This window comes from Sphingomonas sp. (assembly GCF_026460985.1).
GTDB lineage: Bacteria > Pseudomonadota > Alphaproteobacteria > Sphingomonadales > Sphingomonadaceae > Sphingomonas.
The window spans coordinates 1-13,892 of record NZ_JAPKNM010000093.1; the positions used below are offsets into that span (position 1 = coordinate 1).

A 13,892-nucleotide genomic window follows, 5' to 3' on the forward strand; every position below is an offset into this window, starting at 1 on the left:
CTGCGGCTGACACCTCCCCCTGGCGGGGGAGGATGAGAGACCAGGATTCCCCACACGAAATACAACAGAAGCTACCGCTTCCGTTCAGAAAGGCGATGCTAGGCGCACGAAGCGCCATTAAGGGAGAGCGCAAGGGAGAGCCGGAAATGGCCGGGATGGCCGAGACGGGAAATGCTTCGCTCGAGGTGTCGCTCGAACAGGGAGGGCTCGACGCGTCCGCGCTGCATCGGCTCGCCGATGCGATCGCGTCCGGCCACGCCGCGGCGCCCTCGGACGACGGTGCCGCGTTCCTGGCCCGGATCGAACGCCTCGCGACATCCGACCGGCAGCCCCGCGAGCTGGCCACCCAGCTTCCGCTGCTCCGCCGCCGGAGCGCAAGGCGGGTGCGGCACCTGCAAGACGTGCCGCAGGACATATTGTACGACCTCGCCGGACAGCTCGTGGGGTTCATGCGGCGCGGCCTTCCCCGCGAGGCCAATATCCTCGCCAATCGCTATCTCGACGTGGCGCCGCAGGGCGCGAGCGGCTGGGCGGCGCTGCCGCTGTTCGTGTCGCTGCGCGCGGCCGAGGCCGGCGATCCGGCGCTCGCCGAAGACGCGCTCGCCCCGTCCGCGCCGCGCCTCGTCGTGATCGGGGGGCTGTCCGGCACCGGCAAGTCGACCCTCGCGCGGCTGCTCGGCACGCTTCTGGGTCGAATCCAGGGCGCGCGCGTTCTGCGCTCCGACGTGTTCCGCAAGCGGCTCGCGGGGCTGGCGCCCGAAATGCGCCTCCCGCCGGCCCATTATACGCGGCACAGCGACGAGGCGACCTATGAGGCATTGTTCGAATCGGCCGACGATCACATCGCCTGCGGGAACTCGGTGATCCTCGACGCCGTCTTCATGAGCCGCAGCGAGCGCGACGTGGCGGAGGCCATCGCGCTGCGCCGCCGCGTGCCCTTCACCGGCATCTGGCTGGAGGCGCCCGAGCGCGACCGGATCGCCCGGGTGAGCACGCGCAGCGCCGACGCATCGGACGCGACGCCGGAGGTGGTTCGCGAGCAATCGCGCCTTTCGGTGGGCGAGCTGGCGGGTTGGCACCGCATGCGCGTCAACCGGCCGATCGACCTGATCATCCCCGCCGCGCGCGGCGTGATCGAGCGCGGGCGCTGACGCCATGGTGAAGATCGCGACGCTGACGCTCAATCCGGCGCTCGACGTCACGACCAGCACCGATACCGTGCGCCCGATGCACAAGCTCCGCTGCGCCGCGCCGCTCTTCGAGCCCGGCGGCGGCGGGATCAACGTCGCCCGCGCGATCCACGCGCTGGGCGGCGCGGTGACCGCGGTATTTCCCTGCGGCGGCGCCAGGGGAGCGCTGTTCGAGAAATTGCTTCGCGAGACCGGGGTGCCGATCGCGCCGGTGCCGATCGCCGGGGCGACGCGCGAGAGCTTCACCGTCGACGAGACCGGGACGGGCGAGCAATATCGTTTCGTGCTGCCCGGGCCGTCGCTCGACGAAGCGGAGATCGTCCGGCTGCTGGAGACGCTCGCCGCGCTGGACGGGCCGCCCGCTTATGTCATCGCCAGCGGCAGCCTCCCGCCCGGTTGCGACCCCGCGATCTTCCGCCGCCTATGCGAATTGTGCAGCGGGATCGAGGCGCGGCTGGTGATCGACACCTCGGGCGCGGCGCTCGCCGCGGTGGAAGGCACCTGCGCCTATCTCATCAAGCCGAGCCTGCGCGAATTGCGGGAACTGGTCGGCCGCGAGCTCGCCACCGAGGACGAGGAACGCGCGGCGGCGCAGGAGCTGCTCGCGCGCGGGTTCGCCGACGTGGTGGTCGTCTCGCTTGCGGAACGCGGCGCGCTGCTGGTGGCCGAAGGCACCGAGCTGCGCATGCCCGCGATCGAAGTGCCGATCGGCAGCGCGGTCGGCGCGGGCGATTCGATGGTCGCGGGGATCACGATCGCGCTCGCCGAGGGCAGGAGCCTCGAGGAGGTGCTGCGCTACGGCATCGCGGCGGGCGCCGCCGCACTCGTCACGCCTGGCATCGAGCCGGCGTCGCGCGAGGATGTCGACCGGCTCTACTCGGCGGCTTCGACCAGGGGTTCGGCGCAGAACATGCCGTGAAGCGATTCGAGCATGCGCTTCGCCTCCGCGCTCGCCAGCGAATAGAAGATCATCTGGCCCGCGCGGCGCGCGGCGACCATGCCTTCGCGGCGGAGCAGGGCGAGCTGCTGCGAGACGGCGGTATCGCGCGCGCCGGTGAGCCGCGCGAGCTCGCCGACGGACTTTTCGCCGTCCCATAAATGGCACAACAGCAACAGGCGGCTGCGACCCGACAGCGCCTTGAGGAACAGGGACGCCCGGTCGATTTCGGCAATCATTTGGTCTTTCACGGGGCGTACCGCTATGCCGGGAAGGCGCGCGTTGCAACCGCTATCGATCAGATTCGGAACGGATTTCGACAGAAATTACAGTTCTGTTACATGCAGATATGAAGCCTTCGCGCCTTGGAATGCGTCAGCACCCTGTCCAACTGGGCAGGTCCATAGCCGGGCCCGACTAATTCTATGTCCAGTTTATTTCCCGACCTTTTCGACGGCGTTTCGTAGGCCGGTCTCGACTATGCCGAGGACCTGATCGACCCCGACGAGGAGGTTCTGACCAGGGCCCCGATCTCAATCCTCCCCCGCCAGGGGGAGGTGTCAGCCATAGGCTGACGGAGGGGGCGGAATCACTACGCTCAGTTGGAGAGTGCGCTGCTTACCTCCCCCCTCCGTCATGCTTCGCATGCCACCTCCCCCTGGCGGGGGAGGATCGATACGGATGAACGCCGATCCGCCCTAGTCCTGCGTCCTGATCGTCATCGCCGCGGCGCCCCCCGCGAGCACGCCGAGCGCGAGCACCAGCAGCCATGGGGCATAGCCCGCTTTGTCAGGGCTGAGCGCAAGCGCGAGCAGCGGCGCGACCATCGCCGGCAGCGTGTTGGTGAGGTTGAGGATCCCCAGGTCGCGCCCGCGATGCCCGGGCGAGGGCAGCAACTGCATCGCCAGCGCCGACTGCATCGCGAGGAAGATCGACATGCCCACCGTCGCGGCGCCGAAGCCCAAAGTCGCCATCGGCCAGCTCCCCGCCCCCGCCATGATCGCGAGGCCCGTCGCCATGGTGAGCGCGGATATCGCCAGGAACGGCTTGCGGCGCATCAGCCGGTCGGAAAGGCGCCCCGCGCCGATCGTCAGCAGCAGCGCCACTATCGTGACTCCCGCGAAGATCGTCGCGACCTCTTCGCTCGCCGCCTCGGCATGGTGCTTGTCGGGCACCTTCTGTCCCAGCACCGCGAGGAAGTAGAAGAGCCCGTAGGTCGACAGCCCGTTGCCGGCGACCTGGACCAGAACGCGCGCGATCCAGATGCGCGCGAAGTCGGCGCGGCGGCGGACCCGGAGCGCCGCGGGCGGCGGCTCGGGGAGAGGGTCGCGTCTTTCGCTAATGAATAGCAATAGCGGCGTTACGAGTATCGCGATCGTTGCGCAGAGAAGCGTGTAGCGCAGGCCTTCGGATCCCAGTCCCTGGAGGGTTACGCCGACCGCGACCAGCGAGGAGAAGGGGTGCGCGGCGCCCATCAGTCCGGCGACCAGGCCCTTCTGCGCGTCGGGCACTTCGTCGGCCATGATCGCCCCGACCGGCGCGAACATCATGTTGATAGCGATTTGCAATAAGGCCACGGCGGCGAGCATCGACGCGCCGTCGCGGCTCCAGTGGAACAGCGCATAGGCGGCCATGAGCAGGCCGAGCCCGGCGAGGATCCAGGGGCGCCGCGTGCCGCGCCTGCGGTAGGTGCGATCGCTGAGCGCGCCGAAGACGAGGTTGGCCAGGCTCGCCACCGCCGCACCGCCCAGCGCGGCCGCGCTCAGCAGCGCGACGCGGTGTTCCTCGTCGGCGACCGCGGTGACCTTGAGCGGGAGCAATACGGAAACGAAGGGAATGAAGCTGACGAACAGCCCTGCATAAGCGAGCGCGTAGAGGACAATGAAGCCGCGGCTCGGAGAATGGAAATGCATGGGCGTGCCAACATCGGCGTTACCATGTTCCACGTCAACGCGCGTCAGCCCGGCGGCGCGGTCGAGTCCCGAACGACGAAATCGAAGGCCAGCAGATGCCGCCCGCTGCCCTCGAGATTCTTCGCCTTGGCCTCTATCAGCAGCTCTGCGGCCCTCGCGGTCATCGCCGCGATCGGCTGCCGGATCGCCGTCAGCGAAGGCACGCTCATCCGCACCGTAGGCGTATCGTCGAAGCTGACGATCGACAGGTCGCGCGGCACCGAAAGGCCCAGCGGTGCCGCGGCGTGGAGCACTCCCAGCGCCACTTCATCGCTGCTCGCGAGCACCGCCGTGGGGGGCTGATCGAGCGCCGCCAGCGCCGTCATCGCTCGCGTGCCCGCCTCATAGGTGAAGTCGCCCGGCTGGAGATATTCGGGCCGAACCGCGAGCCCCCTGCCCTCGATCGCGCCGCGGAAGCCGCGCAGCCGATCGCCGCTGATCGCATATTCGGGATGCCCCTCGATATAGGCGATGCGGGTGTGCCCGAGGTCGAGCAGGTACTTGGTCGCGGCTCGCGCCGCGGCCTCGTCGTCCATATAGACGGCGAAGCCCTCGCCTTCGCGGCGCGAACCGAGCCGCGCGAAGATCAGGCCGTTGCGGTGGAGGAGCTGGGTGATGCGCTCGTCGTCGCTGTGCGGCGGAGTCAGGATCACCCCGTCCGGATGAAGCGCGGAGAGCGCAGCCTGGACCTGCGCCTCGAGCTGGTCCGAGTGCGAATCGACCAGCTCGAATAGCATGCGATAGCCGTGCTCTGCGCATTTGAGCATGCCGCCATAGAGCATCTGGTCGACCCAGTCGTTGCCGCGGCGCGACTGCCAGCCGTCGAGCGTCGGACGGCGATCGTTGAAGGCGAGCACCAGATAGGAGCGCGAACCGCCCAGCCGCCGCGCGGCCAAGCTGGGAACGTATCCGAGCTTGTTGACCGCGTTCATCACGCGCTCGCGCATCGCCGGAGTGACGTTGGGCCCGTCGTTGATCACGCGCGACACGGTCTGGAACGAGACGCCCGCCTCGGCCGCCACGTCCTTGATCGTGATCGCGCGCTTCTTCTGCATCAGCGGACCGCGGCGGGACGTGCGGGCTGGCCGAGATCGACCGCTTCGGCGCGGCAATGCGCGTCGATGAACTGCTGGTGCGTCGGCAGCGTGCCCACCACCTGCGCGAGCTGGCCGCGGACCTTGTCCATCGCCTGGAACAGCCAGGCTTCGTCGATCCGGTCGACGAGCGGATGATAGCTCGCGGGGCGAATGCCCATGCCCTCGAGGACCGACTGCCAGCTGACGCTGCGGAACAATTCGTCCAACCCTTCACGCAGCGTGCCGTTGGCGCGGAACAGCTCGATCCGCTCATGCAGGCTGTCGGGCAACCTCATGTCGCGGCACTTGCGCCAGAAGGGCGTGTCGTCGCGCACCGTCGCGCAATAATGGAGCACGATGAAGTCGCGTATCTCGACATAGTCCGCGGCCATGCGGCGATTATACTCGTCGGCGAGGCGCGGGTCGCAATTCCGGTCGGGCAGGAAGCGGAAGAAGAAGTCCATGCCGCGATAGATCAGGTGGATCGCGGTGGATTCGAGCGGCTCGATGAAGCCCGAGGAGAGCCCGATCGACAGCACGTTCCTGTGCCAGATCCGCTCTCGGACGCCGGTCTTGAACGGCACCACCATCGGCCCGGCGACCACCTCGCCCTCGACCTGATCGAGCAGGATCCGCGTCGCCTCGTCGTCGCTCATGAACTCCGAGCAGAAGACATGGCCGTTGCCGGTGCGGTGCTGGAGCGGAATGCGCCAGCGCCAGCCGGCATCCTGCGCATGCGCGAGCGTATAGGGGCGCGGCGGTCCGACATTCTGCGTCTGCACGGCGATGGCCCGGTCGCAGAACAGCCATTCGGACCAGTCCTCATAGCCGACGCCGAGCGCCTTCTCGATCAGCAGCGCGCGGAAGCCCGAGCAATCGATGAAGAAGTCCGCGCGCGTCTCGCGGCCGTCCTTGAGCACCAGGGTCGACACGAAGCCGCGATCGTCGAGCCGGACGTCCGAGACGATGCCTTCGGTGCGCTTGACGCCGCGCGCCTCGGCGTGCCCGCGCAAGAACTGGGCGACACGCTTGGCGTCGACATGGAGGGCATAGGCCGCGCCGCCGATCGGCGTCTTCTGCGCCTTGAAGGGCAGCATGAAGCGCCCCTCGCGCGCCATCACGCTGGCGGGTGCGAAGTCCTGTAATCCGCCCGGCTGGCCCGCCATCCGCGCCTTGAGCCAGCATTGGTAGAATTCGCTGAGCTCGACCTGCTGCCCGATCGCGCCGAAGGGGTGGAAATAGCTTTCGCCCCTGCGGTGCCAGTCCTTGAACTCGATCCCGAGCTTGAAGCTCGCCTGGGTGGCGCGGACGAAATCCTGCTCGTTGATCCCAAGCTTGGCGATCAGCTCCATGAAGGGCGGGATGGTGGATTCGCCGACGCCGATCGTGCCGATGTCGTCGCTCTCGACCAGCTCGATCTCGAACAATTTGCCCTGGAAATGGTGCGCCATCACCGCGGCGGCGATCCAGCCGGCGGTGCCGCCGCCGACGATGCAGACCTTCCGGAGCGCGTCGGGTGCCCTCATGCGGCCCTCTCCTTTGCGGCGGCGCCGTCCATGATCTCGAGGAATTCCTGGTGGGTGGGCGTGTCGGCGACGGTCTCGCGGAGCGAGCGGCGCATCGCCGCAAGCGAGCGGGCGAGCTGGTCCGGATCGACGCCGGCGATCGCTGGATCGATGCGTCCGGGCAGATCCTCGAAGCCGGCATAGATGGCCAGCCAGCTGGCGGGAGAGAACATCTCCCAGCGATAGCGGACGAAGGCGCCGCGGGCACGCCAGAGCGCGAGCTTGGCGTTCAGGCTGTCGGGCACGTCCATGTCGCGGCAGGTCTGCCAGAAGGGCCCGCTCCGGCCGTTCAGTTTGTAGTGGAGGATGAGGAAATCGCGGACGCGTTCCATCTCCTCGGCCGATTGCTCGTTATATTCCGTGATCACTGCGGGATCGAAATTCTTGTCCGGGAACAATTGCTTGAGGCGCTCGATCCCGGTCTCGATCAGCGCGATGCTGGTCGATTCGAGCGGCTCGAGGAAACCCGAGGCAAGGCCCAGCGCGACGCAGTTCTTCGCCCAGGCGACGGCGCGGCGGCCGGGCGTGAAACGCAGGCGGCGCGGCTCGGTTACGGGCTTGCCGGGAACGTGCGCGAGCAACTCCTCGCGCGCGGCGTCATCTGTCTGAAAAAGGCTGGAAAAAACGAGGCCGTTGCCCTCGCGGGCGCGCAGGGGGATGCGCCATTGCCAGCCGGCGGCGCGGGCGGTGACGGTGGTGCAGGAGGGGGGCTCCCCTACCCGCTCGCTCTGCACCGCGAAGGCGCCGTCGCAGAGGAGCCAGGGGGACCAATCCACAAAAGGGACGGCCAGGGCCTCGCCGAGGAGCATCGACCGGAAACCGGAGCAATCGAGGAACAAGTCTCCTTCGATGTTGACACCGCTGTCGAGCGTCAGTGCACGAATGAAGCCGTCTTCGACACGCAATTCCACGCCGGTGATCCGCGCATCGACGCGCCTTGTGCCCATTTTCTCCGCGAAACGGCGCATGTGCTGCGCGAAGAGCGCGGCGTCGAAATGCAGCGCCCAATCGAAGATGCCGAGCTGCGAGCCCGGATCGGGCGCGGGCAAGGTGGCATGGCCCTCGCTCGCGAGCAGGCTCCCGAGCGAATAGTCGCCGAGCGGCGCCGCATCCCCGGCGGCGCGCGCCTTGAGCCAGTAATGGTGGAAATCGACGCCCTTCAAATCCTGCCCGAAGCGGCCGAAGGGGTGGACGAAGCCATGCCCGTCGCGCAGCCAGTCGACGAAGCGGATGCCGAGCTTGGCGGTCGCCTGGCACGCCTGCATCACTTCGGCGTCGGACATGCCGAGCTGGGCATAGAAACGGCGAATGGTGGGGATCGTCGCCTCGCCGACGCCGATCGTGCCGATGTCGGAGCTCTCGACCACCGTGATGGAGACGCCCGTGCCGGCGAGATGCGCCGAAAGCGCCGCCGCGGCCATCCAGCCGGCAGTGCCGCCGCCCACGATGACGACGCGCTCGATCGCGCTACCTGCCTTGTCCCCGCTCGCCATCGGAACATCTGATCTTCTTGGACGCGGCACCGCAAGCGAAACCGCGAAAAATGAGCCGGCAGCCCGAAGACCGCCGGCCCAGGAGGGTTGGCTCTTTAGAAGCGGACGCGGACGCCCGCCGAATAACGCGGCTCGAACTCGTTCTGCGAATGGAACTGCTTCGAATCCTCGTCGAACTGGAAGTAATAGCGCTCAATCTCGCCGAAGAGGTTCGACGCGTTGGCGTAGAGCGCAATCGTGTCGTTGACGTTGAACGTCACGTTCGCATCGACATATTGCGCCGTATCCTGGAAGATCGGGATGGCCCCGAAGGTCGTCGACAGGCGTGGCGTACGATAATTGTACGCGACGCGGATCTGCAGCGCGTCATCCTGATACCAGCCGACCAGATTGACCTGGTGCTTCGAATTGTCCGGGAAGGGCAATTGCTCGCCGTCCAGCCCCTTGTCGGTCTGCTTGCTGTCCGAATAGGTGTAATTGGCGTCGATGCCGAAGTTGCTGAGGATCCCGCCGCGAACGAAATCGCTGAACGAGATCTTGGCGCCCAGTTCCACCCCCTTCAGCGATCCGCCCTCGCCCTGCGCCGGCTGCGTGACCGGAACCGTGCGGCGGATCACGCCGTCCTGGTCCGGGAAGCGCCCGGTGAGCGTGGTGGCGGTGCGGACGAAGCTGCCGATATCGAGCTTGAACAGCCCGATGTTGAACATCGTCCCGCGGCCCAGATAATATTCGAGCGCGACGTCGAAATTATCCGAGCGCCAGGGGTTGAGACCAGGGTTGCCGCTCGAGCTGGCGCCGGTGACCTGGCGCACGCCGCACGGCGCATCGGTCGGCCCCGGAACCGTGTTGCACGGCGAATCCGCGGTCGAGATGGTGAGGCCGCCGCCGTAATTGCCGAGATCGAGCGGGATCATCGTCTTGCTGTACGACGCGCGCAGGCGGAGGTTCGGCGTGAAGTCCGCCGCGAGGTTCACCGCCGGCAGCACGTCGATATAGTCGCGCCGCGTGACGGTATCGCCTTCGTCGGTGTTGGTATCGCCATAGCTGCGCGTCGGCCCGGTGATGTTCTGCTTCACCGTCAGCTTGGTGTTGATGATCTTCGCACCGAGCACCGCGCTGAAGATGCCGGTCTTGAACGAGGTGTTGAGATACGCGCTCTCCTCGACCAGATCGACGTCATAGGTGCGGCCCGGGATGATCACTTCGTCCGCGCCGCCGAACACGCGCTCGTGGAAGGCCTTGGCGTCGTCGAAGTCGCGCGGATCGGCCACCCAGAAGCCCGGAACGCCGCTGCTCACCCCGCCGAGATCGGTGAGGAAGTAGACATTGTTGTATTCGTTGAGCTTGGTCGGCTTGTTGACCGTATAGCCCTGGAAGACGGTGGGCTGGTTGGTCGGGCTGGTGGGCAGCGCCGGATTGTAGGCCGGGTTCGAGACCATCTCGCCCGCCTGGCAGCCGGCCTGGTTCATCACCACGTCGATCGCCTTCCATTGCGCGGAGCAGCCCTCGGCCGAGGTCGCGCCGTTGCCGCCGTAGAAGTTCGAGAAGAGATGGAAGGCGCGGATCTGGACGCTGCGATCGCTGCGGCGGACGCCGACATCGACCTTCCTGAGCACGCCGAACAGCCCGTCGTCGTCGAACTCGTAGCTGCCGTCGAGACGGAAGACGCCGAGCTCCGAATGGTTCTCCTGATTGCCCTCCGACGAGAAGGCGCCGACGGCGTAGCTGTCGAGGTTCGCCATATAATCGGTCAGCGGGCGCGTACCGAGACCGCCGGTGATCGGGTTGTCGAACCCGCTGAACACCGGATGATCGCCGCTGATGTCGAGATGGATCTGCGGATCCTGGCCATAGCCCAGCGGATTGGGATCGATGTAGCGCCCGCCGTTCGAGCCGATCACGCCGTTGGTGTAGCGCGACGCCGGGAACTGCGACGCGATATTCGCCGGATAGAAGGGCCCGCGCGTCGGATCGTTCGGGTCGCGGAACAAGGTGAAAGTGTTGGTCTGGCGCCAGTTGGACATGTCGCCCTGCACCTGGCCGTTGATGCTGCGGAAGTTCGCGTCCGCCCGCATCGCGCGCGCGGTGAACTTGAAGTTGCTGTCGGTGTCGTAGTCGAGCTGCAGATTGTAGTTGGTCGAATGCGACTTGGTGGTGCGATTGACCGAGAAACTGTTCAGCCACCAGACGTCGAGATCGTATTCGTCGACGTCGAGCCAGGGCTGGCCGTTGCTGCCGGTCTGACCCGAAGGCGAGGAGACGGTCGGATTGGTCCAGCCGAGGCCCTGCCAGCGGTTCGAGATGTTGAGGCCCGCGGCGCGGTTATGCTCGGTGAACTCGGTGTGGAAGACCTCGCCGGTGAGGGTGAAGCCGTCGCCGAACTTGGCCTGGACCGCGCCCGAGAGGCCGAGGCGGTCGCGCTCGACGACGCGGTTGAACAGCTCATAGCCGTGCGGCGAGATCCAGTTCGCGCCCGCGCCGCCCCAGTCGTTGTTACCGAAGGCGCCGCCGCCGATGCCCGAATAATTGTTGCCGAGGTTGGAGTTGCTCTTCACGCCGCTCAGCAGCACGCCGAAATTCTCGGTGCGCCAGTTGACCAGCCCCGAGAAGAGATAGTCGTTCTCCTTGGTATAGTCGCCGCGCGAATATTCGGCCTGGCCCGATACGGTGAGGCCTTCCTTGAGATCGAAGGGGCGCCGGGTGCGCAGGTCGATCGTGCCCGAGATGCCCGAGAGCGCGTTGGTGAGATCGGTCGACTTGAAGACGACCACCGCGTTCATCAGCTGCGCGGGAACGTCGTTGAGGTTCGGGCGCGCCTCGCCGAGATTGCCCGGGCTCAGATACTGCTCGCCGTTGAACAAAGTGACGACCTGCGGCAGGCCGCGGATGTTGACGTTGGTGCCCTCGCCCGCGTTGCGCTGGATCTGGATGCCCGGGATACGCTGCAGCGCGTCGACGATGGTCACGTCGGGCAGCTTGCCGATGTCCTCGGCGGAGATCGCGTCGACGATCGCGGTCTCGTTGCGCTTGATGTCGATCGCGGCCTCCTGCGAGGCGCGGATGCCGGTGACGACGATCTCCTCGCCCTCAGCAGCGATCTGATCGTCCTGCGCGGCCGGCGCGGGCGCCGCTTCCTGCGCCCATGCCGGCGCCACCATCGCGGTGGTGGCCAGCAGGCCGACGATCACTCCAGATAACCCCTTCTTCATTCTCTTTTCCTCCCACATTGCCCGGCGGGACGTTCTCTTGCGTCCCAATCGCTCCGGGTATTCTCCTTCAGGGCGCCAGCCGGCGCTCCCGCAACTCCGCCGTCCCGGTGAGCACCGGCTGGCCGGCATCCCGCGCGATCGACACGCGATAGCTCCCCGGCGCGACCCGATAGCCGGGCAGCGCCACGTCATAGTCCGCGACGATGCGCGGCTCGGCGATCAGGGTGACGCGGCGGCGCTCGCCCGGCTGGAGCGTCACGCGCTCGAAGCCGGCGAGGCGCAGCGGCCGCGCGCCGCCCTGCGGGGCGACATAGAGCTGGGGCACGTCGGCCCCTGCCCGCTTTCCGCGATTGGCGATTTCGAAGCTGACCGCGAGACGGTCGCCGCCCTCGATGCGCAGCCTGGAATAATCGAAACGCGTGTAGGAAAGCCCGTGGCCGAAGGCGAAGAGCGGCTTGTGGCCCTGGCGCGCATACCAGCGATAGCCGACGTCCGAGCCCTCGCGATACTGGACCTCGAAGGGCTTGAGCCCGCGCGTATCCTCGCCGCGCTTGGGATCGGCGAGTACCTGCTCCATCCCCGGGACCGCGGGGCGCGGCGCCTGCGACGAGGCGGCGGGAAAGGTGATCGGGAGGCGTCCCGAGGGGTTCACCTCGCCGAACAGCACGCGCGCGATTGCCTCGCCGCCGCGCTGGCCGGGATACCAGGCGGCGAGCACCGCGGGGACGCGATCGATCCACGGCATCAGCACCGGCCCGCCGGTGGTGAGCACCACGGCGGTCCTGGGATTGGCGGCGGCGACCGCGGCGATCAGCGCGTCCTGATTGCCCGAGAGCGCGATGCCTTCGGGATCCTCGGCCTCGGTGGTCCATTGGGTGGCGACGACGATCGCCACGTCCGCACCCCTTGCGGCGACGGCCGCGGCGGCGGGATCGCTGCCGTCGACGAAGGTGATTTGCGCCTTGGGCGCGAGCGCGCGGATCGCGTTCAGCGGCGACGAGGCGTGCCAGGTGGTGCGCACGAAGGACGCGGCCGGGCCGCCGGTGAGCGGGATCTCGATCGGCACGCCGCCGACCGAGCGGACCTGCGACGAGCCGCCGCCCGAGAGCACGCCGACATCGGCATGGCCGCCGATCAGCACGATGCGCCTGGCCGACTTCGCCAGCGGCAGCACGCCGCGCTCGTTCTTGAGCAGGACGATGCCCGCCTCGGCGGCGCGCTGGGCGACCTCGGCGTTCTTCGCATAGTCGATCGGCTGCGGCGTATCGACCACCGGCGCGTCCATCACCCCGGCAGAGAAGGCGCCGAACAGGATGCGGCGGACCATGTCGTCGAGCCGGGCCTGGGGCAGTTCGCCATTCTCGATCGACTTGCGCAGATCGGCGCGGAAGAAGGGATGCGTGTCGAGCTCGCCGCCCGATTGCTGGTCGAGCCCGTTGCGCGCGGCGCGGACGGTCGAGTGGACCGCGCCCCAATCGGACATCACCCAGCCGCGATAGCCCCAATCGCCCTTGAGGACGCGGTTGAGCAGCCAGTCATTCTCGCAGGCATAGTCGCCGCCCACCTTGTTGTAGGCGCACATCACCGATCCAGGCCGGCCCTTCTCGATCGCGATGCGGAAGGCGAGCAGGTCGCTCTCGCGGAACGCCGCCTCGTCGATCCGCGCGTCCATGATCATCCGCCCGGTCTCCTGGGCGTTGAGCGCGAAATGCTTGATCGTCGAGACGATATGGTTGGACTGGATGCCGCGGATCGATTCGCCCGCGATCAGCCCGGCGAGCAGGGGATCCTCGCCGAGATACTCGAAATTGCGGCCGCCCCAGGGATCGCGCGTCAGGTTGACCCCGCCGGCGAGCATGACGTTGAAGCGCTTGGCGCGCGCCTCGCCGCCGATCATCGCGCCGCTTTCGTAGGCGAGCCGGGGATCGAAACTGGCGGCGAGCGCGAGCCCCGAGGGAAGCGCGGTGGCGACGTCGCCCTTGCGCTGCTCGACCTGGTTGGCGACGCCGAGACTGGCATCGGTCTCGCGCAGTGCGGGGATGCCGAGGCGCGGGATCGCGGGCTGATGGCCGGCGGAGGGGATCAGGTCGGCGGGTGCGGCCGGGTCCTTCGCCATCGGCGGGAACCAAGTGTAGACGAGCGCGAGCTTCTCCTCGAAGGTCATCGCGGCGAGGAGCATCTCGGCCCGGGCGGCGGGCGGAAGCGCGGCGTCGGCCCAGGGACGGGCGGGCGCGGCCTGGGCGACGGGCGCGGCGGCCGGCTCGCGCGCCGGCGCGCTCGCGGCCGCCACCAGGGCGATCGCCGCAATCGGCCGCGTCACGCTCGCCAAACCCGAAAGCATCGCCCCTCGTCTCCCCTCGCTGCCGCGGCCGTGGCGGCGGCAAATTCGTTTCTCGGGGGTGGCCCTGCAGGCTGACAACGCTGTCTAAGCCCTGACCAAGACGAACGACGGCGCCGCATCGCGCGCACG

9 protein-coding genes are annotated in these 13,892 nt (G+C 67.8%); 2 read left to right on the forward strand and 7 right to left on the reverse strand.

Features of this window, described 5'->3' with window-relative positions; genetic code table 11:
* Positions 1 to 146: 146 nt before the first annotated feature.
* Both MT490_RS14965 and MT490_RS14970 read left to right on the forward strand, forming a co-directional pair.
* Positions 147 to 1,151, forward strand: a complete 1,005-nt coding sequence (locus tag MT490_RS14965; protein ID WP_297389358.1) for an AAA family ATPase — start codon at positions 147 to 149, stop codon at positions 1,149 to 1,151.
* Positions 1,152 to 1,155: 4 nt separating this feature from the next.
* The gene (locus MT490_RS14970; protein ID WP_297389361.1) at positions 1,156 to 2,109 is read left to right on the forward strand and encodes a 1-phosphofructokinase family hexose kinase; all 954 of its coding nucleotides are present in this window, start codon (positions 1,156 to 1,158) and stop codon (positions 2,107 to 2,109) included.
* Here MT490_RS14970 and MT490_RS14975 read toward each other — a convergent pair.
* From MT490_RS14975 to MT490_RS15005, 7 genes are all read right to left on the reverse strand, one after another.
* Positions 2,064 to 2,366, reverse strand: a complete 303-nt coding sequence (locus MT490_RS14975) for a helix-turn-helix domain-containing protein (protein ID WP_297389364.1) — start codon at positions 2,364 to 2,366, stop codon at positions 2,064 to 2,066. The two genes, MT490_RS14970 and MT490_RS14975, sit on opposite strands and share 46 nt — an antisense overlap.
* Before the next feature lie 459 nt (positions 2,367 to 2,825).
* Positions 2,826 to 4,040 (reverse strand): MFS transporter, encoded by a 1,215-nt coding sequence (locus MT490_RS14980; RefSeq protein WP_297389366.1) that lies wholly within the window; start codon positions 4,038 to 4,040, stop codon positions 2,826 to 2,828.
* Between the two features lie 44 nt (positions 4,041 to 4,084).
* Positions 4,085 to 5,134: a LacI family DNA-binding transcriptional regulator gene (locus MT490_RS14985; protein WP_297389368.1), complete on the reverse strand. Its 1,050-nt coding sequence runs from the start codon at positions 5,132 to 5,134 to the stop codon at positions 4,085 to 4,087.
* Positions 5,134 to 6,681: a tryptophan halogenase family protein gene (locus tag MT490_RS14990; protein ID WP_297389370.1), complete on the reverse strand. Its 1,548-nt coding sequence runs from the start codon at positions 6,679 to 6,681 to the stop codon at positions 5,134 to 5,136. The genes MT490_RS14985 and MT490_RS14990 overlap by 1 nt, the downstream gene beginning before the upstream one ends.
* Positions 6,678 to 8,213, reverse strand: coding sequence for a tryptophan halogenase family protein (locus tag MT490_RS14995; protein WP_297389372.1), 1,536 nt, complete (start codon positions 8,211 to 8,213; stop codon positions 6,678 to 6,680). The genes MT490_RS14990 and MT490_RS14995 overlap by 4 nt, the downstream gene beginning before the upstream one ends.
* Before the next feature lie 95 nt (positions 8,214 to 8,308).
* A complete protein-coding gene (locus MT490_RS15000) occupies positions 8,309 to 11,422 on the reverse strand; it encodes a TonB-dependent receptor (RefSeq protein ID WP_297389376.1) in 3,114 nt (1,037 codons plus the stop codon).
* A gap of 67 nt (positions 11,423 to 11,489) precedes the next feature.
* Complete coding sequence (locus MT490_RS15005) at positions 11,490 to 13,763, reverse strand: glycoside hydrolase family 3 protein (protein ID WP_297389378.1); 2,274 nt, start codon at positions 13,761 to 13,763, stop codon at positions 11,490 to 11,492.
* Positions 13,764 to 13,892 lie beyond the last annotated feature (129 nt).

Bases quoted from the DNA above. Each gene is read 5' to 3' on its own strand.
- MT490_RS14965 (WP_297389358.1), top strand. From the start codon at position 147: ATGGCCGGGATGGCCGAGACGGGAAATGCTTCGCTCGAGGTGTCGCTC.
- MT490_RS14970 (WP_297389361.1), top strand. From the start codon at position 1,156: ATGGTGAAGATCGCGACGCTGACGCTCAATCCGGCGCTCGACGTCACG.
- MT490_RS14975 (WP_297389364.1), bottom strand. From the start codon at position 2,366: ATGATTGCCGAAATCGACCGGGCGTCCCTGTTCCTCAAGGCGCTGTCG.
- MT490_RS14980 (WP_297389366.1), bottom strand. From the start codon at position 4,040: ATGCATTTCCATTCTCCGAGCCGCGGCTTCATTGTCCTCTACGCGCTC.
- MT490_RS14985 (WP_297389368.1), bottom strand. From the start codon at position 5,134: ATGCAGAAGAAGCGCGCGATCACGATCAAGGACGTGGCGGCCGAGGCG.
- MT490_RS14990 (WP_297389370.1), bottom strand. From the start codon at position 6,681: ATGAGGGCACCCGACGCGCTCCGGAAGGTCTGCATCGTCGGCGGCGGC.
- MT490_RS14995 (WP_297389372.1), bottom strand. From the start codon at position 8,213: ATGGCGAGCGGGGACAAGGCAGGTAGCGCGATCGAGCGCGTCGTCATC.
- MT490_RS15000 (WP_297389376.1), bottom strand. From the start codon at position 11,422: ATGAAGAAGGGGTTATCTGGAGTGATCGTCGGCCTGCTGGCCACCACC.
- MT490_RS15005 (WP_297389378.1), bottom strand. From the start codon at position 13,763: ATGCTTTCGGGTTTGGCGAGCGTGACGCGGCCGATTGCGGCGATCGCC.